General features: G+C 71.0%; 15 protein-coding genes. 6 read left to right on the forward strand and 9 right to left on the reverse strand.

The features are described 5' to 3' along the window. Nucleotides 1–481: 481 nt before the first annotated feature. The 3 genes from DEFCA_RS0109855 to DEFCA_RS19410 all read right to left on the reverse strand — a co-directional run bounded on the left by DEFCA_RS0109855 (nucleotide 482) and on the right by DEFCA_RS19410 (nucleotide 3482). Nucleotides 482–1360 (reverse strand): selenium metabolism-associated LysR family transcriptional regulator, encoded by an 879-nt coding sequence (locus DEFCA_RS0109855; RefSeq protein WP_025322854.1) that lies wholly within the window; start codon nucleotides 1358–1360, stop codon nucleotides 482–484. Next, nucleotides 1357–2172 carry a DUF3786 domain-containing protein gene (locus tag DEFCA_RS20630; protein WP_025322855.1) on the reverse strand — a complete coding sequence of 272 codons (816 nt, stop codon included), beginning with the start codon at nucleotides 2170–2172 and terminating at the stop codon, nucleotides 1357–1359. Before DEFCA_RS20630 ends, DEFCA_RS0109855 begins: the two co-directional genes overlap by 4 nt. 104 nt (nucleotides 2173–2276) lie before the next feature. Further along, the gene (locus DEFCA_RS19410) at nucleotides 2277–3482 is read right to left on the reverse strand and encodes a TIGR04013 family B12-binding domain/radical SAM domain-containing protein (RefSeq protein WP_025322856.1); all 1206 of its coding nucleotides are present in this window, start codon (nucleotides 3480–3482) and stop codon (nucleotides 2277–2279) included. 188 nt (nucleotides 3483–3670) lie between these two features. On the opposite strand from DEFCA_RS19410, the gene DEFCA_RS0109870 reads away from it, so the two are divergent. Continuing rightward, entirely contained in the window at nucleotides 3671–4072 is a 402-nt protein-coding gene (locus DEFCA_RS0109870; RefSeq protein WP_025322857.1) for a hypothetical protein, read from the forward strand. Here DEFCA_RS0109870 and DEFCA_RS0109875 read toward each other — a convergent pair. The 6 genes from DEFCA_RS0109875 to mutL all read right to left on the reverse strand — a co-directional run bounded on the left by DEFCA_RS0109875 (nucleotide 4010) and on the right by mutL (nucleotide 9975). Further along, nucleotides 4010–4606, reverse strand: a complete 597-nt coding sequence (locus DEFCA_RS0109875; protein WP_025322858.1) for a Maf family protein — start codon at nucleotides 4604–4606, stop codon at nucleotides 4010–4012. The genes DEFCA_RS0109870 and DEFCA_RS0109875 overlap by 63 nt on opposite strands. Further along, complete coding sequence (locus DEFCA_RS0109880) at nucleotides 4582–5607, reverse strand: tRNA dihydrouridine synthase (RefSeq protein ID WP_025322859.1); 1026 nt, start codon at nucleotides 5605–5607, stop codon at nucleotides 4582–4584. The genes DEFCA_RS0109875 and DEFCA_RS0109880 overlap by 25 nt, the downstream gene beginning before the upstream one ends. Next, a complete protein-coding gene (locus DEFCA_RS0109885) occupies nucleotides 5597–6682 on the reverse strand; it encodes a hypothetical protein (protein WP_025322860.1) in 1086 nt (361 codons plus the stop codon). Before DEFCA_RS0109885 ends, DEFCA_RS0109880 begins: the two co-directional genes overlap by 11 nt. A gap of 28 nt (nucleotides 6683–6710) precedes the next feature. Further along, the gene (hfq, locus tag DEFCA_RS0109890) at nucleotides 6711–6953 is read right to left on the reverse strand and encodes an RNA chaperone Hfq (protein ID WP_025322861.1); all 243 of its coding nucleotides are present in this window, start codon (nucleotides 6951–6953) and stop codon (nucleotides 6711–6713) included. A gap of 118 nt (nucleotides 6954–7071) precedes the next feature. After that, nucleotides 7072–7977 carry a tRNA (adenosine(37)-N6)-dimethylallyltransferase MiaA gene (miaA, locus tag DEFCA_RS0109895; protein WP_407919187.1) on the reverse strand — a complete coding sequence of 302 codons (906 nt, stop codon included), beginning with the start codon at nucleotides 7975–7977 and terminating at the stop codon, nucleotides 7072–7074. A gap of 174 nt (nucleotides 7978–8151) precedes the next feature. Next, nucleotides 8152–9975 carry a DNA mismatch repair endonuclease MutL gene (gene mutL / locus DEFCA_RS0109900; protein ID WP_025322863.1) on the reverse strand — a complete coding sequence of 608 codons (1824 nt, stop codon included), beginning with the start codon at nucleotides 9973–9975 and terminating at the stop codon, nucleotides 8152–8154. Nucleotides 9976–10223: 248 nt separating this feature from the next. On the opposite strand from mutL, the gene DEFCA_RS0109905 reads away from it, so the two are divergent. From DEFCA_RS0109905 to DEFCA_RS0109925, 5 genes are all read left to right on the forward strand, one after another. Further along, nucleotides 10224–10604 carry a response regulator gene (locus tag DEFCA_RS0109905; RefSeq protein ID WP_025322864.1) on the forward strand — a complete coding sequence of 127 codons (381 nt, stop codon included), beginning with the start codon at nucleotides 10224–10226 and terminating at the stop codon, nucleotides 10602–10604. 401 nt (nucleotides 10605–11005) lie between these two features. After that, on the forward strand, nucleotides 11006–12373 hold the full coding sequence (locus DEFCA_RS0109910) for a hypothetical protein (RefSeq protein ID WP_025322865.1): 1368 nt from the start codon (nucleotides 11006–11008) through the stop codon (nucleotides 12371–12373). A gap of 259 nt (nucleotides 12374–12632) precedes the next feature. Continuing rightward, complete coding sequence (locus DEFCA_RS0109915; RefSeq protein ID WP_025322866.1) at nucleotides 12633–14099, forward strand: CRTAC1 family protein; 1467 nt, start codon at nucleotides 12633–12635, stop codon at nucleotides 14097–14099. Next, complete coding sequence (locus tag DEFCA_RS0109920; protein ID WP_169709530.1) at nucleotides 14080–16506, forward strand: polyamine aminopropyltransferase; 2427 nt, start codon at nucleotides 14080–14082, stop codon at nucleotides 16504–16506. Before DEFCA_RS0109915 ends, DEFCA_RS0109920 begins: the two co-directional genes overlap by 20 nt. Beyond that, entirely contained in the window at nucleotides 16503–17543 is a 1041-nt protein-coding gene (locus DEFCA_RS0109925) for a carboxypeptidase-like regulatory domain-containing protein (protein WP_169709531.1), read from the forward strand. The genes DEFCA_RS0109920 and DEFCA_RS0109925 overlap by 4 nt, the downstream gene beginning before the upstream one ends. The last annotated feature ends 26 nt before the right edge of the window (nucleotides 17544–17569 follow it).

Raw genomic sequence — 17569 nt, forward strand, 5'->3', positions numbered from 1 at the left:
CGGAGCGCGTGGCGTGCGGGACATGGGGCCTGCTTCCGGCCGCGCGCGAAGCCGGGCATCGAGATTCGCCGCGCAGGCACGGGACCGAAGATCTGGCTTCATGACAACTCGGTGGAATCCAAACCCTTTCGCGGTCCGAGCGCAGAGGCGCTGCGCGGCGAGCCAAGGGGCCGCACGCGGCTCTCCAGCAGGCCCCATGCCCCTCATGGATTGGCCGTGGCTCGGGAACCTCCCAGCCGCCTAGTTGCCTAGTGTTCCGTTTCGCAAAAACGTATGCGGATTGCTTCGGTGGGGCTGGGGGCTCCGACGAAGCGCGATGGCCGAGCAGCCTGGGCCGCCCGGCGCCAGGGGAGCGGCCGCGGCGCGTGCTCTCACGCGCCGCAGCGGACCGCGCCGAGGCGGCCCCTGCGAGGCCGTTCAGCGAAGGAGGGGCCCCCAGCCCCACCCCCAGGGAACAGCACGAAATTTCCGAAACGCGACACTAGCCGCCGTCGCCGGAAAGCAGCTCGAGCAGGGCCCGGGCCGCTGGGCTGAGCACCCTTCGCGGATGCCACACGGCGTGGAACCGGCGTTCCACCGGCAGCACCCCTTCCACCGCCACGAACCGGACCTTTCCCGCCTCGGCCGCCTCGCGGGCGGCCCGCTCCGAAACGAAGCCCGCCCCCAGGCCGGCCTTGACGGCCTCGAGCACCGCGGCGGTGGACCCCAACTCGGCCACCACGCGCATCCGGCACCACCGCTCCCCCAGGGCCTCCTCCACGGTGGTGCGGGTCCCGGACCCCTCCTCCCGGACCACCAGGGGCAGACGCTCCAGGTCCGGCGGCTCCAGCCGATCCGCCACCTCCCATCCGGCGGGCACCACGCACACGACCCGGTCCCGCCACAGGGGCCGGCACTCCAGGTCCGTGCCGGCCGGTCGTCCCACCACGCCGAGGCCCACCTCCCCGGACTCGACCCGGCGGAGCACCTCGCCCGTGTCCGCCACCCGCAGGACCACCCGCACCCGGGGGTGCTCGGCCTTGAACCGGGCGAGCACCGGGGGAAGGAGGTACTCCCCCGGAATGGTGCTCGCATGGATCTCCAGGGTCCCGTCCACCACGCCGCGGTACGCCGCGGCCTCCTCGAGCAGCCGGTCCCGGCCGGCCAGGACCTCGCGAGCCCGCACCAGGAACCGCCGGCCGGCCTCGGTGAGCTCCACGGCCCGGGGCAGTCGGTGGAACAGGGTCACCCCCAGTTCCTCCTCCAGCTCGCGGATCTGGCCGCTCACGGTGGGCTGGGTGAGGCACAGAACCTCGGCCGCCCGGGTGAAGCCGCCCTCCCCGGCCACGGCCACGAACGCCTCCAGGTGCCGGAAGGTCATGGGATCACCTCGGCCAGATCGCCTCCGCGCAGCTTCTGGGCCAGGGCCTCCGACAGGAACACGAGCCCTTCCTGGTCCAGGTACTCGAGCACCGACCGGTCCACCAGCAGGGAGGCCCGGGCCTCGAACTCCTCGTCCCGGTCCCAGAACAGGAGGAGCAGGGGGACCCGGGGCAACGCCCGGATCCGGAACGCCCACGGAGCCGACGGGTGGGGGATGCGCTCGCCCCCCATCCCCGCCACGGCCTCGGCCAACTGCGCTGCCCGGCCGGCGAAGGCATCGGCGATGCGGCGGGCCGAGGCCTCGAACGACTTCGCCTTGCTCACCGTGTTCGGCAGCTCCCGGAAGGCCACCCAGTCTTCTTCCGGGGGCTGGCCCGACGCCCGGGTCACGTAGATCAGAAGGAGGATCTTCACCCATACCGTCGGCGCCTCCGCCGGGCAGGTCACGTCGTCCCTGAGGATTCGATGGGGCGTCCCCAGGAACTCCACCGTCACCGATTCGGGCGGACCCGGGTCGTACGTGCCCCCGCAGCGCTCGGCCACTTGGGCGAGGGGCATCTCCGCGATCACGCCCCGGAGGTGCTCCAGGGTCTGCTCGCTCGAGTCCGGCTTTCGCCCCCCGCCCTCGTCCCGGTCGGCCTGGAGCCTGGCGGCGATCTCGCGGGCCTCGTTCCCCAGGTGGGGGCAGCGCTCCAGGGGGTAGGCTTCCAGATATACGGCGGTGGCGAACGCGAAACACCCCGCCTTGCCGCAGTCTCCGCAGTTGGTCCCGGGCAGATCCTTGAACAGATCGAGCACTTTGTACGACATGGAGCACCTCAGCAGAGCCGTGTGGATCGGAAAACGAGAACGAGTATATGGGAAATACCGATGGGACGGAAAGGGGGGATTCGGGCGTTAGTGATGTTGGGACGTTAGGACGTCAGGGCGCTGGGACGGGAGGTGCTCTTGGCTCGGATCCAGCCCCGTTCGGCCCACTCCCGCAGATCTTTGGCGAAAGCGATCTGGGCTCGCCAGTCCCCGTCCAGGGTGCCGGCCCGCTCGGCCCGTTTCAGAAACGCCCGGGTCTCCGGCTCCAGCGGCTCCGGGTCGGAGCCCCAGAGGGGGGTGCCGGGGAGGGGGTGGAAGTAGTGGGCGTGGATCCTGGCCCCGTGGTCCCGCTGGAGGAGTCGGGCCAGCTCCACCGTGGCGGCCTGCTCCTCGGGGGTCTCGCCGGGGATCCCGAAGATCAGGTCCACGTGGGGCCTCAAGCCCCCCTTTCGGGCGTGGGCCGCGGCTTGAACCACGTCGGCCACGGTGTGGCCGCGGCCCAGAAACCGGAGCACCCGGTCGCTCCCCGACTGCCCTCCGATCACCAGCGTCCGGTTGTGGCAGTGGGTCCGAAGCAGGGCCACCGCCTCCGGGGTCACCCGCTCGGGCCGCACCTCCGAGGGGAAGGCGCCGAGGACCGGCTCGACCCCCACGCCCCGGAGGGCGGAGAGCAGATCGGCCACGGCCGCGAGGCTCCCCCCGTAGGCCAGGGCATCGGGGGTGACGAACCGGATCACCCGACGGCCCTCGGCCACCAGGGCCCGGGCCGCGGCCACCACCGCGGGGAGACCGCGGTGCCGCACCCGCCGCCGGCCCACCGAGCAAAACCGGCACCCTCCCCGACACCCACGGGTGATCTCCACCGGTCCGGGCCGCCCCACCACCCGGGCCGGATAGGGGTCCAGGTCGGGCGGGCCGCCGTCCGGATCCCGGATCACGGACGGCCCGTCTCCCTCCTGCAGGAACGGCCCCAAGACCCGCTCGGCCTCTCCCACCACCACGTGGTCGAACCCCATGGCCAGCGTGCCCTCCGGGTCGGCCGTGGGGTGGGGCCCCCCGGCCAGCCACCGCACACCCGGGAGCCGGGGCCGCAGGGCCGCGATCTCGGCCCGGACGACCGGGAGGTCGGGGGTCATGAACGAGTACAGCCCGAACGCCCGGCCGGATTGCCCGGCCAGCCGGACCACCTCGGCCTCGGATCGGGCCACGACCCAGGGAAGGCCCGTCTGCCGGATCAGGCCGGCCAGCACGTTGACCGAGTAGCGGTTCGTCGGGGTCTCGCGCAGGATGCAGATCGGGGCCCTTCTCACGGCCGGTCCCGCATTCGAGACGGTTCGGGACGGCTCCGAAGGTGTCGGATCCTTGCCCTTGGAGAGCAATCGAGTGCCCACATTGGGAACCCACTTTCTCATTTGGCTCGATCAAACCCTCCGGACCCCGGGCACGGAGCGTGCATAGAGGCCAGGGGCGAGCACCCCCGTCCACAGGAGGACATCCCATGTCCGCGATCCGCGCCGGACTGCCCGCCGAAAGCACGAGCCGGCTGCAAAGCGTGCTCCACGCCGCCCAGGCGGAAGGGGTGTGGAGCCAGCCCGTGGCCGTGCGAGACCTCCTCTCCGGCATCCAGACCGCGCTCCAGCGCACCATCGCCGAGAACGAGGCCGACCCGTGCCGAACCTGGGCCCTGCGAAGCCCGGTGTACTGGGATCATTTCGAGATGTACCTGAAGGAGACCCTGCTCGGCGCGTGCGCCGGGCTTCCGCCCGACCTGTCGGCCTCGGTGCGCCTCGCACTGGAGGAGACCCTCCGGCATCTGCGGGCCCGGCACATGGCCGCCTCAGCGCCGCAACAACAGCACGTCTACCCCGAACCCTGCCAGGAGCTCGGACAGGGCCATTAGGGGCAGCCCGATCAGGGCCGTGAAGTCCCGGCCCTCCGTCCGCTCCATGAGGGCGATGCCCAGGGACTCGATCTTGAACGATCCGGCCGATCCCAGGGGCCGGTCCAGGTCCACGTAGGCCTCGATCTCGGCCCGGGTGAGCCGCCGGAACGTCACGGAGAACGGCTCCACCCACGCCGCCTCCCGCTGCCCCCACACCACGGCCACGCCGGTGTGGAACCGCACCGTCCGGCCGGCACACCGGGCGAGCTGCTCCACGGCCCGATGCCGGGTGCCCGGCTTTCCCAAGGCCTCGCCTTCGAGCTCCGCCACCTGATCCGACCCGACCACGATCCGGCCGGGATGTTGCCTCGCCACCGCCCGGGCCTTGCCCAGGGAGTGGGCCCGGGCCAGGTCGGACGGGGAGAGGCCCGCGAGGGGAGGCTCCTCATAGGCGGGGGCGGCGACCTCGAAGGGGATCCGCAGCCGGGCCAGAAGATCCCTGCGGTAGGGGCTGGTCGACGCCAGGATCAGGGGCAGGCCGGGGTGGCGCATCGGGGCTCGTTCTCCTCCAGGAACCGTCGGGCCCGGTCCAAGGCCTGCTCGAAGCACGAGCTCGCCTGGACCGAACTGGCCAGCAGGTGGCCGAAGGCGTAGTTCTCGGCGAAGTGGTGCGTGAACTCCTTGAGCCGGCCCAGCGCGCGGCGCTCGTCGAAGCTCTCGGCCAGGAGCTCGGCGAACCGCAGGTAGACCGCCGCCGGGTCGGGGTCGGGGCCGGGAGGGGCGCGGCCGAACACCCGCTCGGTGGCCTTCCGGAAGATCCACGGGGTCCGCGCCGCGGCGCGACCGATCATCACGGCGTCGCAGCCGGTCTCGGCGAGCATCCGGCCCACGTCCCCGGGCTCGGCCACGCCGCCGTTGCCCACCACGGGCACCGAGGCCCATGCCTTGACGCGGGCGATCCAGTCCCACCGGGCCGGGCGGCCGTAGGGGTCGTTCCGGAACCGGGCATGCACCGTGATCCAGTCCGCCCCCTCGTCCCCCAGGAGCCGCACCAGATCCCGCACGGGGGCCTCGTCCGGCCCATCGGCGAGGCGGAGCTTGGCCGAGAGCGGCCCCTGCCATCGGCGCCGGACCTCCCGGACCACGGCCCGGGCCCGCGGCAGGTCGGCCGCCAGGAACGCCCCGCCCCCCCGCCGCCGTGCCTGGGGCGCCGGGCACCCCAGGTTGAGATCCAGAGCCTCGGCCCCCCATCGTTCCAGGGTCTCGACGGCCGGGGCCACCTCCTCGGGCCGGGCCACCAGGAGCTGCCAAGAAAGGGGGGACTCCCAGAGGGTTCGTTTGAGGAAGGGGTGGTCGGGCCGCTCCTGGGGCAGGGCCCGGGCCGAGAGCATCTCGGTGCTCAGCAGCCCCACCCCGCCCAGCTCGGCCAGGAGCCTTCGCAGGGCCGTGTGGGTCAGGCCCGCCATGGGGGCCAGGAGCAAGGGGGGATCGATCCGAAGCCCCCGGGCTTCCAGCGCCGGGGCCGGAGCACCGTCGCTCGGTTCAGGGGCCATCCGTCACCCAGCGGCAGGTCACCTCGTCGGGCCCGGTCGCCTCCACCCGCAGCCGGCCCAACCCGACCGAGGCCCAGGCCAGCACCGCGTCCCAGGGGATCCCGCTGGGCCGGCCCCGGACCACCCACACCCCTTCGCGCCACGCCACCTCGGCCAGCCGGATCCCGGCCACCTCGGCCAGCCCCCCCAACGCCGCCTCGGCCGCCTCGAGCCCCTGTGGCGCCGGGATCCCCTGCACCCGGATCCGCACCTCACGGTCCGCGGGAGGAAGGGCCCATCCCGACTGCTCCAACCCGGCCAGGAGCTCTTGGCCCAGGCGGCGGCCCAACCGGACGGCCGCCCGGGCCTCGGCCTCCACCCCGTCAGGGCCGGCCCCCTGGGCCCGGGCCTCGACCCGGGCCAGAAAAGCGCCGGTGAGGGCATCCAGGACCGCCCCCTCGCCCGAGGCCGTGGCCCGCGCGAACCCGGGCCCGGTCATCCCGGACGACTCGGCCGGGGTGGCGGCCCGGTCGTGCGGATCCCACGGCACCGGAGCCCCGCTCCGCGCCTCGCCCGAGACGTAGAACACCACGTGGCACCCCAGGGTCCGGCCCAACCCCAACGCCGCCTCGGGCGACTCCACACCGGCCGCCACCCGGAATCCCCACCCCTCCCGACCCAACGCGTCGGCAAGGGCCCGAAGCAGCGGGGAGGCCGTGGGGCCCGATCGGGCGGCCACCAGGAGGCGTGGCCGCACCTCCAGGCGATGCACCCCGACCCCGGTTCGTGCCAGCAGCCCCAGGATCCGGTCCCGATCCACTTCGATCTCGACCTCGGCCTTCCGCTGACCGGCCTCGGTCTGCTCCGACACCACGGCCAGGCGAACCACGTACCGCGATGGGGATCCCAAGGCGGCCAGGGCGCGTCTGCGTTCGGCTTGGACCACATGCCGGAACACCACGGCTTCCACCGCCCGCTTCCGCGCCTCGCGGAGAACCTGCGGGGGCAGACCTTCCCCCCCGGCCCCTGCGTCGGCGGTCACCTCGACCACCACCGGCACGCCCGCGGCCACGACGGCCGGGACCGCCGCGGCCAACAGGGCCCACAGAACGAGGGCGAGACTCCTAAAAGTTCTCGTAGATGGCGTCAAACTTTTTCAGGGGTTCGAACGGTCGGATGTAGGCGATGGCGTGCTTGTAGAGGAGGAGGTAGTTCCCCGGGGTCTTCACCACCACGCAGAAGTTGTCGAAGGCCTTGACCACCCCTTCCACCTCCTCCCCCGAGGTGAGGCGGACCGTGACCTGGGCCTTCTCGCGCCGCAGGTTGTTGAGGAACTGATCCTGAATATTGAGCTTCGCCTTGGCCATGGGAAACCCCCTCTTGGGAAAGGGAAGAAAAAAAGATGGAGCATGGAAACGGCGGGGTATCTTAGCGCCCCTCCGCGTCGTTGCAAACCCCATTTTCCACCCGGGGCGGGGAACGGGATCAGGGCTCCTCGCAAAACTCCTGCCACAGGGTCACGACCTCGGCCGTCGCGTCGGCCGGCACCCAGCGGATCGGCATGCGGCGGAACCAGGTCATCTGCCGCTTCGCGAACCGGCGGGTCTCCTGCTGGATCTCGGCGACCGCCTGGTCCAGAGGCCGGCGCTCCAGCACATGGGCGCAGATCTGGCGGTACCCGATGGCCCGGAGGGGGGGGAGATGGGGACCGTACCCCATGGAGAGGACCTGCCGCACCTCCTCCACCCACCCGGCCTCGACCATGCTCACCACCCTCTCGTCGATCCGCCGGTACAGATCCGGCCGGTCCGTGAGCAGCCCCACCATCAGGGCCCGGTAGCGCACCGGACCGAACCGGTGGGCCCGATGGAGCTCGGAGATCGGTCGGCCCGTCACCCGCCACACCTCCAGGGCCCGCACGATCCGGGTACGGTCGTTGGGGTGCAGACGGCGGGCCGCCCCGGGGTCCACCCGGGCCAACTCCCGGCGCAACGCCTCCCGTTCCCCCCGGTCCCACCGGGCCTCCAGCTCCGCCCTTACCTCCGGGTCCCGGCCGGGTGCCGGCGCGAGGCCGTGGAGGAGCGCTTTCAGGTAGAGCGCGGTGCCCCCGCACACGACGGGGACCCGCCCCCGGCCGGCGATATCCGCAATGGCCCGGTCCGCTTCGGACACGAAGCGGGCCGCGTGGAACGCCTCGTCGGGGTCGGCCACGTCGACCAGATGGTGGGGAACCCGCCCCCGTTCCCGGGCCGTGGGCTTGGCCGTGCCGATGTCCAGGTGCCGGTACACCTGCATGGAGTCGGCCGAAACGATCTCGCCGTCCACCGCCTCGGCCACCTCGATGGCGAACCGGGTCTTGCCCGAGGCCGTGGGACCGGTGATCACGAGAATGGCTGGGAGGCTGGGAAGCAGGGAAGCTGGGAGGCCCGGCCCGCCCGTCGTTCGTCGTTCGTCGTTCGTCGTGGCGCAGGATCCGCCTGGCGGATCCCCGGCGTCGGGAACCGGCCGAGCCGGCGACTTATCCAACAACATCCTCCCGTCCGAACATCCCCACGTCCCAACGTCCTAACGTCGGTGGAACATCCCCTCCAGCTCCTTCCGACCCAGCCGAACAACTAGGGGCCGGCCGTGGGGGCAGTGGGAGGGATGGCGGGCGGCCGACAGGGCCCGGAGCAGGGCCTCGGCCTCGGAAGCGTCCAAAGCCCTCCGGGCCTTCACCGCGGCCGCGCAGGCGGCCCGGCGGGCCAAGGCGTCGTGCCCCTCGGCCACCTCGGCCGGGTCGGCGCCCAAGATATCGCGAACCACCGCCTCGGCCGCGGCCGCCGGCAGATCGGCCGGGGTCTCGGTCACGGCCAGGGCGGTGTCGCCAAACGGCTCCACCCGGAACCCGAGGGCCGAGAGAGCCCCCTTGCGTTCCTCGAACGCGGCACGCTCGGCAGAGGAGCACTCCACGGTCACCGGTACCAGCAGCCGTTGGACGGGCCGGCCGCCCCCCTGTCCCAGAAATCGCTCGTACAACACCCGCTCGTGGGCCGCGTGCTGATCGAGGATCACCAGCTCCCGGCGGTCCGGGTCCTGGAACACCAGATAGGTGGCCTCCACCGAGCCCAAGAACCGAAGCCCGTCGTAGGGCCCCCGGGAGGGTTCGTCGAACCGCAGGCCGGGTTGGGAGGGAGCAACGGGGGGCGCCCCCCCCATCCGGAGCCGGCCGATGGCACCTGCCCTGCTCTTCCTCGCCGGGGGCGAAGATGGCGCCCGCCCGCCGCCTCCGGCGGAAACCCGCTCGGCGTATCCGGCCACGGCCTCGGCCACCCGCCCCAACTCCGGCCGGCGGGACGGCTCGGGCGCGGGCGTCACGGCGCCCCGGCTCAGCCAGGGGGCTCCCGCCAGGCTCTCGGCCACAAACCCCGCCACCCACCGGAACACCCGGCCCTCGTCCCGGAACCGGACCTCACGCTTCGCCGGGTGCACGTTCACGTCGATCTCGTCCGGCGGCACCTCGACCCACAGGAGGGCCACCGGGTACCGCCCCTTCTCCAGGAGCCCCCGGTACCCCTCGGTCACCGCCCGCACCAGCAGCCGATCCTGCACCGGCCGGCCGTTCACGAACAGCCTGAGCCCCCGCCGGTGCCCCCGCCCCTCGTGGGGGGCCGCAAACGCAAAGACCAGCTCCCGCCCGTCCGCCTCAGCTCGGGCCCAGTACAGCCCCCCGGGCGCCTCGGCACCCGCCACCTGGGCCGCCCGTTCCTCCAGGCTCTGCCCCGGCGGCGCGGCCAGGGAGACCCGCCCCTGGCTCCTGAGCTCGAACCCCACGTCGTAGTGCACCAGGGCCAGCTGGGTCACCGTTTCCACACAGTGCCGGAGCTCGGTGGCGTCGCCCTTGAGGAACTTCAGCCGGGCCGGCACGTTGAAGAACAGATCGGTCACCTCCACCGTGGTGCCCCGGGGCGCCCCGGCCGACTCCACCGCCATGACCTTGCCGCCCTCCACGCGCACCACCGTGGCCTCCGAGGCCTCGGGCGGCCTAGTCACGATCCGCATCCGGCTGACCGAAGCGATGCTCGGCAGGGCCTCCCCCCGAAATCCCAGCGTAGTGATGGTGTCCAGATCGTCGGCCGAGGCGATCTTGCTGGTGGCATGGCGTTCCAGGGCCAACAGGGCGTCCTCCCGGCCCATGCCCTCGCCGTCGTCCTCCACCGCGATGAGCCGCTTGCCGGCCCCCTCGAGCCGCACCCGCACCCGGCCGGCCCCTGCGTCCACCGCGTTCTCCACCAACTCCTTCACCACGCTGGCCGGCCGCTCCACCACCTCGCCAGCCGCGATCCGGTTGGCGATCTCGTCGGGCAGAACCCGCACCCTGCGGCGGTTTCCGGCGGTTGTCTGTTCCATCCGCTCCTCCGATCCCCCGAAAGGCCTGGGGCCCGACTTTAGCACCCGGCCTCGTGCCTCCTCAAGGAGCACCGCCCTCCTGCCGATGAATCCTCACAGGGCGCGGCCGGGACGGCCAGCACCAGCGCACAGTTCCCTCAGCGCTCGTCTCCCTCTCCCCCGCCGTGGGGAGAGGGCCGGGGTGCGGAGGGCGAGCGTCCTAACGTCCGCACGTCCCAACATCCTCACGTCATAATAATGGACCCGCCATGCGCATCCTGGTCGTGGACGACAGCAACATCATCCGGAGGAAGGCCGCCGAGATCCTAGAACAGGCCGGTCACGAGTGTGACCTGGCGGAAAACGGCCTCGAAGGCATCAAGATGGCCCTCTCCAACACCTACGACGCCATCCTGACCGACATCGTCATGCCGGTGCTCGACGGCCTGAAACTGATCCTCCGCCTCCGGGCCAGCGCCAAGACCCGCCACGTACCGATCCTGGTGCTCACCTCCCGGTCCGACTCGGACACCGTGCTCCAGGCCCGGGAACTCGGCGTGGACGGCTACCTTTTGAAGCCCATTGATCCCGAGATCCTCCTCGAACGCCTCAGCAGCCTGCGACGTCACTCAACGGACCAAGACGACTGATCCGCCCCCTAACGGGTTCCACACGCCCAAACCTCCCTCTTGCCAACCGTTCGGCCGATGGATATACTCGCCGCCGATTCGGCCCTACCGTTCGTGGGAGAGACGGATTGCCGGACCGACCCCGACCGACGACCTCGCGATTCGCGGCGAAAATACGGCGCTTCGGGTCTTGACACCCGTTTTGAACCGCTGTTATGCTCCGCGCGCGAGGTTTTTTATTGACCTCCACCGTCCGGCTTCGGGCGGCTTGGTTCGGCGATAAAGAGAGGGTTCGGAGGGGTAGTTTCCATTTCCAACGACCTGGCAAAAAGGAGGTGAGCCACCGGAGGAAGCAAGGAGAGGGTTCACAGGACCGAAAGTTGTGTGAAGGGTTGGGTCAACCAACTACAGGAGGAATGGGAATGAAGAAAAAACTGCTTGTCGCTCTGTCGAGCACCCTCGCCGTCGCGATGGCCCTGCCGGCTTTCGCGAAGGACCACAGCATCAACGGTTTCTTCCGTACCCGCTTCATGATGACGGACTTCGACAACAGCCGGAGCGAGGACGGGCCGACAAAAATCGTCGACCAGCGATTCCGAGCAAAGTGGACCATGGGCCTCAACGAGTACGTGAGCGTCACGTACTACGGCGAGGTCGACATGCAGTGGGGTGACCTGTCCTACGCGGGCTACGGAGCGGATGGGCATCGGACGACCCGGAACGACGGCGGCCGGCTCGGCGGCGATACTGTAAACCTGGAAACCAAGAACCTTTATCTGAACGTGAAGATCCCGGACACCCCGGTGAGCGCCCGGGTGGGTCTCCAGGGCTACGCGGACCACTGGAACTACTCCCTGTTCGCGGCCGATATGGCGGGTCTCAAATTCTCTGCGAAGACCGACATGGTCAGCGGCAACGTGGCGTGGTTCAAGTGGGGTGAGGGCGCCCAGACTGCCGACAACACCGAAAACGACATCGACCTGTACGCCGTGCAGGCCGCCTTCCAGCCGATAGGCGGGCTTTCCCTGGGTGCTGACTTCTATTGGCTCAACGTGAACGGCGCCGGGTACGGCAGCGCAGGCTTCAGCAACGCCGACATTTACTGGCTGGGCGTGAACGGGAAGTACAAAATTGGCCCGGCGGCCCTCTCCGGGTGGGTTGCGTACAACTTCGGCACGGCCGACAGCGCGGCGGCCAACGGCGACGATTTGGATATCAGCGCTTTCGCGGGCAGCGTCGCGGCCGCGTTCTCGCCCATGGAGGGCGTGAAGGCGAAGCTCCTGGCCCTGTACTTCTCCGGGGACGACGACAGCGGCGACACCGACCAGAACAGCTGGACGATCCCGCAGTCCGGTGAAGACTTCTTTTTCGGCACCGAAGGCTTCATGCTGATGATGGCCGACCTTTACTGGACCACCTGGGGCTTCGAGGGCTTCGGCGAGGGCGCCGTGGTGAGCGGCAACGGGCTGTGGGCCGTGGCCCTGACCGGTCAGTACAACCCTCCCGCTATGAAAGGCGTGTACGTGAAAGGCGGCGTCGGTTACTTCTCCGCCGTCGAGGACGACCGCACCCCGAACGACGGGGCTGACGACCACGACGGAACAGGCCTGGGCACGGAGGTATTCGTGCGCACCGGAATGAAGGTGGCCGAGACCGTAGACGTGTCGCTGAACGCCGCCTACGCCTTCCTGGGCGACTACTTCAACGACATGGCCGTGGATGACGACGGCAAGACCGACGACCCGAACAATCCCTACGAACTCTACGTGATGGTGAACGTGCCGTTCTAAGGGAACATCTTACACGGTCTCAAGCCCCGGAGGGTTCGCCCTCCGGGGCTTTTTTTCGTTCGTGGGCCGGAGGGGGTCCGGACCCGCACTTTTGCCCGCTTCATCCGAAGACCCGGAGATTGGGGGGGGAAGCTCCTCCAGAGTAACCCCTGGAGCCTTTCCGCCGTAGATGCCGTGACTCCTCGTCCTTTGACGGGCCCGGCCCAGTGGGCGATACTGTCGCGGCGGGTTTCCCACCGTTCCGAGAAGGAGGCACCAAGTGAAGCGGCGCATGATCTCCGCCCTGGTCGTGGCGGCTTTGGCTTGTGGACCGGTCCTGGCGGCCGAGACCCTGTTCGTGGACGTGACCCGGAAGGCCGGGGTGGGCGACGCCGGCAACGGCAAGGGCGTGGCGTTTGCCGACATCGACAACGACGGCGACTGGGACCTGTACGTGTCGAACAAGGGCGGAGCCAACCGTCTGTACCGCAACAACGGCGACGGCACGTTCACCGACATCACGGCCGAGGCCGGCGACAACTTGGGGGATGCCGGCTTCGCCATGGGGTCGATCTTCTTCGACTTCGACAACGACGGGTGGGTGGACCTCTACCTCGCCAAGGGCGGCCGGTACGAGGTGGAGGCCAACCGCCTGCTCAGGAACGTGGGCGGCCGGTTCGTGGACGTGACCGAGACGGCGGGGGTGGGGTCCAAGGCGTTCACCTATGCCGCGGCCGCGGCCGACTACGACAACGACGGGTACTTGGACCTGTACCTGGCCAACTACGGCGTGGGCGCCAAGAACCAGCTGTTTCACAACAACGGGGACGGAACGTTCACCGAGGTCACCGACCAGGCGGGCGTGGGCGACCGGTCGTGGTCGTGGATGGCGGTGTGGGCCGACGTGAACGGGGACGGGTGGCAGGACCTGTACGTGGTGAACGGCCGGTACCCGGCTGGCGAGCCGAACCGGCTGTACCTGAACAACCGGGACGGCACGTTCCGGGAGGTGAGCCGGGAGGCCGGCGTGGCGGACGCCAACTGGGGCCTGGGCGCGGCCTTTGCCGACGTGGACTCGGACGGCGACCTGGACCTGTTCGTGTCCAACTATGTCGGACCCAACGCCCTGTACCTGAACGACGGCACCGGTCGGTTCACCGAGGTGGGGGCCCAAGCCGGTCTGGCCGACGAGGGGTGGGGCAAGGGCCCTGCTTTCGGAGACATCGATCACGACGGCGACCTGGACCTGTACGAGGGCGACTGCAAGGTGGCGAACCAGCTCTACCGCAACAACGGGGACGGTACCTTCACGAACATCGCGGACCGCAACCCGGACGTGCGGTGCGAGACCGTGCGGACCAAGGGCACGATGTTCGCCGACGTGGACTCGGACGGGGACCTGGACCTGTACGTGGTGAACTGGGGCGTGGAGAACCGGCTGTTGCGCAACACGCTCGACGACGGCAACTGGCTCAAGGTGCGGCTCGTGGGCACCCTGTCGAACCGCATGGCCGTGGGCTCCCGGGTGTGGGTGCGCCGGGAAGGCAAGTTGGTGGGCATGGCCGAGCTCCCCACGGCCTCCGGATTTTGCGCCCAACCCCCCCAGGAGCTCCTCTTCGGGGTCCAGGCCGGCAGCACCTACACCGTAGAGGTGCGGTTCCCGAGCGGGGCCCGCAAGGTCCTCACTGGGATCACTCCCGGCCGGGTGCTCACCATCGAGGAGCCGCGTGAGCTCGCTTCCCGCTGAGCGGGTGCCTCGAGCGGAACCAAGCAGGGCTGCCCAGGGGCAGCCCTTTTGTTCGTCCGCAGGGGGGCTGGCGCTTCTGGCCCTGTCGGCCGGGGTGCTGGCCTATGAGCTCCTCCTGCTGCGGCTGTTCTCGGTGCTCATGTGGTACCACTTCGCCAGCCTCACCATCGGGGTCGCGCTTCTGGGGCTGTCGGCCGGAGCGGTCTGGGTGGGCCTGGTGCGGCGCCCAGGCCCGGCGCTGGTTCGATGGGGCGCCGCCGGGTTCGGCGTGGGGGTGCTGGGGTTCCTGGCTGGGCTCGTGGCCGTTCACTTCAGCCCCCGCCTCGCGGCCTGGGCCCTGGCGCCGTTCCACCAACCGTTCTTCCAACCGTTCGCGCGCACCCTGGCCGCGCTTCCCGACTCCGGCATCGGGTGGAGGGTGGCCGCCCTGGCCGGGGCCGCGGGGCTTCCGTTTTTGGGGGCCGGCGTGGCACTGGCCGCGGCGCTCTCGGCAGGGAGGGGCCGGATCCACCGCACCTATGCCTGGATCCTGGGCGGTTCCGGGATCGGGGCCGCGGCCGTTCCGGCGGCCCTCACGGTGTGGAGCGCGCCGGCTGCCTTGGCCGCGGTGGCGTCCCTGGCCTTCGCCGCTGCCGCAGGGCGAAGACGCGCCCCGCCCGGTACGATCCTCGTGCTGCTGGCCGGGTGCGCCCTGGCCTGGGGCCTGGACGCCACCGGCGCAGCCGAGCTGCCCCTGGCCCGGGGCCGGTACGAGCCGGGCCTGCTGGCCGTGCGGTGGAACCCCATGAGCCGGGTGGCCGCTTACCCTTTGGCCCCGGGCGAGGCCGCCCGGCCGTTCGGGCTCTCGCCGAGGTACCGGGGTCCCCACCCGCAGCAGCTCGGGCTCGTGGTGGACGACTCAGGCTACACCAACCTGTACGAGGGGGGTGCCGCCCGGGCCAACCCGGACTACTTCCGCCAGAACCTGGTGGCTTTGGCATGGCACCTGAGACCCGGGGCCCGGACCCTGATCGTGGGGCCGGGCGGGGGCAAGGACGTGTGGGTGGCCCTGTCGTTCCCCGGGACCCGGGTCCAGGCCGTGGAGATCAACCCCGGGGTCGTCGAGATGGTGGAGGAGGTGTTCGCCGGGTTCACGGGCCGCCCGTACTCCGATGCCCGGGTACGCCTCGCGGTGGCCGACGCCCGGGCCTTCACGGCGCGGGACCCGGCCCGGTACGACGTGATCGAGGCCTCGGCCGTGTTCGGCCGGATGCCGCCGGCAGGCGGCGTGTTCACCTTGTCGGAGGACTTTCTCCACACGCGGGAAGCCTTGGAGGCGTACTGGCGACGCCTGTCGCCCGATGGCATCCTGTCCATCACGCTGTTCGCCCACGAGCGCAGGGCCCCCCGGTTGGTGGCGCTCGTTCGCGACCTGTTGGACCGCCAGGGGGTGGCGGCGCCCCAGGCCCACGTGCGGGTGGTGGGGGACCGGGCCGTGGCCAACGTGCTCGTGAGCCGGAGGCCGTTCACCCCGCAGGAGGACCGATCGCTCCGCGAGCGGGTGAAAGCTGCCCGATTCCGGATGCTCTACCCGCCGGAGGGGGGAGACAACCTCCTAGCTCGGATCCTGGAAGCCCCGGACCTTTCGTCTACGCTGGACCGATTGCCCTACGACCTGTCTCCTCCCACGGACGACCGGCCGTTCTTCTACTACACATTGAGGCTCCGGGACTTTCTGCAGCCTGGGTCCCGGGCCGTGGGGTTCGACAACCAGGGAGTGCTGCTGCTCCGCTCCGCCTTCCTGGTGCTGGCGCTGCTCACCCTGGTCGGACTGGTGGCGCCGGTGGCGCTGCGCCACGCGCTTCCCCGGGGGGGCGGGCCGGCGCTCGCCTATGCAGCGGCCATCGGGCTGGGGTACATGCTGGTGGAGATCGGCATTTTGAAGCGGCTCGTCCTGTTCCTGGCCCACCCCGTCTACGCCGCCGCCGCCGTGCTGGCCGCGTTCCTGTGCGGCAGCGGTTTGGGAAGCCTGCTGGCCCCTCGGATCGCTCCGAATCCCAGGCGCCTGACGGGGGTTCTGCTGGTGGTGGCCGCCGGGGTCTGGGCCTGGGCCCTCCTGGCCCCCGGGTGGTTCCGGCCCGATCACCCCTGGGGCCTGGTCGGTCGGGCCGCCGTGGCCGTTGCGGCGCTCGCTCCCCTGGCGTTTCTCATGGGCATCCCATTCCCCTCCGGCATGGCCCTCCTCGGGCAGGCGGCTGGGGCCAGCCTGCCCTGGTGCTGGGCCCTCAACGGCGCCGCAGGGATCCTGGGATCGGTGGGCGCGCTGCTCGTGGCGCTGCACTTCGGATACACCGGCACCCTGGTCGCGGGCGCGGCGGTGTACGCGAGTGCGGCGATCCTAGTACCGCGGCTGGGTGGGGGCCGGTGAGAGCGGTGATCCTCGGCATCGCCCTCGTGGCGATGGGGTGCTCCGCCCCAGCCGGCCCGGGAACGGTGGAGGGCACCGTGAAATGGGACGGTCGGGGCGTCGCCACAGCCCTCGTGCAGGCCTACCCGCGGCCCGATCTTGACCCGACCGTGGAACCGCTGGCCGAGGCGGCCAGCGACGAGGCCGGCCGGTTCCGGCTGGAACTGCCCGCCGGCACGTACTGGATCTGGGCCCGGGCCACCGCGGAGCGCGACGGCAGGTCGGTGCGGCTCCGGGGGGAGGCGTCGCCCTCGCCGGTGCGGGTGCAGGCCGGGCACACGGCCCGGGCGGACGTTGTGCTGACCGATCCCTCGGCCCTGGGGTCCTCGGGCGTCGGCTCGGGGATCCCGGTGGAGGGGATCGTGCGGGGGGCGCCTTTCGCAGAGGTCATGGTGTACGCGTACCCCGGCCGGCACCGGCGGCCCACCGGCCCCGGGTTTGCCGCGGCCGCGGCCCCGGACACGGCCGGCCGGTATCGGCTCGGCCTTCGGCCGGGAACGTACACACTGGCCGCCCGGTGGCGCCGGAGCGGGGAGCCCCACGGCAGCCTGGTGCCGGGGGACAAGGTGGCCGAGACCGTGGTGCAGGTGCCCAGCCGTGGCACCGTACAGGCCCCGCCTCTGGTGCTGCGCCCACTGGACCCGGGCATTTGGGGCCAAACCCTGCGGGCCTCCCCCAAGGGCGACACCTGGGTGGAGGGCACGGTGGTGGACCCCGGCGGCCGACCTGCCGAGGGGCTCTACGTGTTGGCGTTCACGGACCCGAGAATGGTGGGGAAACCCGCAGCCATGGCGCCCCCAACCGGTCCATCGGGCGAGTTCCGAATCTATCTGCCGGGCCCCGGCACGTACTGGCTGGGCGCCCGCAGCCGGATCGGCGGCCCGGCCGAGCCAGGGGAACGGGTGGGGGCGTTCCGGGGAGACGACGGGGCCGGCGTGCGGGTGACCCCGGGCGCCCCGCTGCGCGGGGTTCGCATCGTGGTGGAGGAGATGTGGTGACGGGTAGCACGAACGAACCAGGTGGC

The sequence above is a fragment of the Deferrisoma camini S3R1 genome, from assembly GCF_000526155.1.
In the GTDB taxonomy this organism is placed as follows: Bacteria; Desulfobacterota; Deferrisomatia; order Deferrisomatales; family Deferrisomataceae; genus Deferrisoma; species Deferrisoma camini.

Coding starts and splice junctions, on each gene's coding strand:
- DEFCA_RS0109855 (WP_025322854.1), bottom strand. CDS start 1,360: ATGACCTTCCGGCACCTGGAGGCGTTCGTGGCCGTGGCCGGGGAGGGC.
- DEFCA_RS20630 (WP_025322855.1), bottom strand. CDS start 2,172: ATGTCGTACAAAGTGCTCGATCTGTTCAAGGATCTGCCCGGGACCAAC.
- DEFCA_RS0109870 (WP_025322857.1), top strand. CDS start 3,671: ATGTCCGCGATCCGCGCCGGACTGCCCGCCGAAAGCACGAGCCGGCTG.
- DEFCA_RS0109875 (WP_025322858.1), bottom strand. CDS start 4,606: ATGCGCCACCCCGGCCTGCCCCTGATCCTGGCGTCGACCAGCCCCTAC.
- DEFCA_RS0109880 (WP_025322859.1), bottom strand. CDS start 5,607: ATGGCCCCTGAACCGAGCGACGGTGCTCCGGCCCCGGCGCTGGAAGCC.
- hfq (WP_025322861.1), bottom strand. CDS start 6,953: ATGGCCAAGGCGAAGCTCAATATTCAGGATCAGTTCCTCAACAACCTG.
- mutL (WP_025322863.1), bottom strand. CDS start 9,975: ATGGAACAGACAACCGCCGGAAACCGCCGCAGGGTGCGGGTTCTGCCC.
- DEFCA_RS0109905 (WP_025322864.1), top strand. CDS start 10,224: ATGCGCATCCTGGTCGTGGACGACAGCAACATCATCCGGAGGAAGGCC.
- DEFCA_RS0109910 (WP_025322865.1), top strand. CDS start 11,006: ATGAAGAAAAAACTGCTTGTCGCTCTGTCGAGCACCCTCGCCGTCGCG.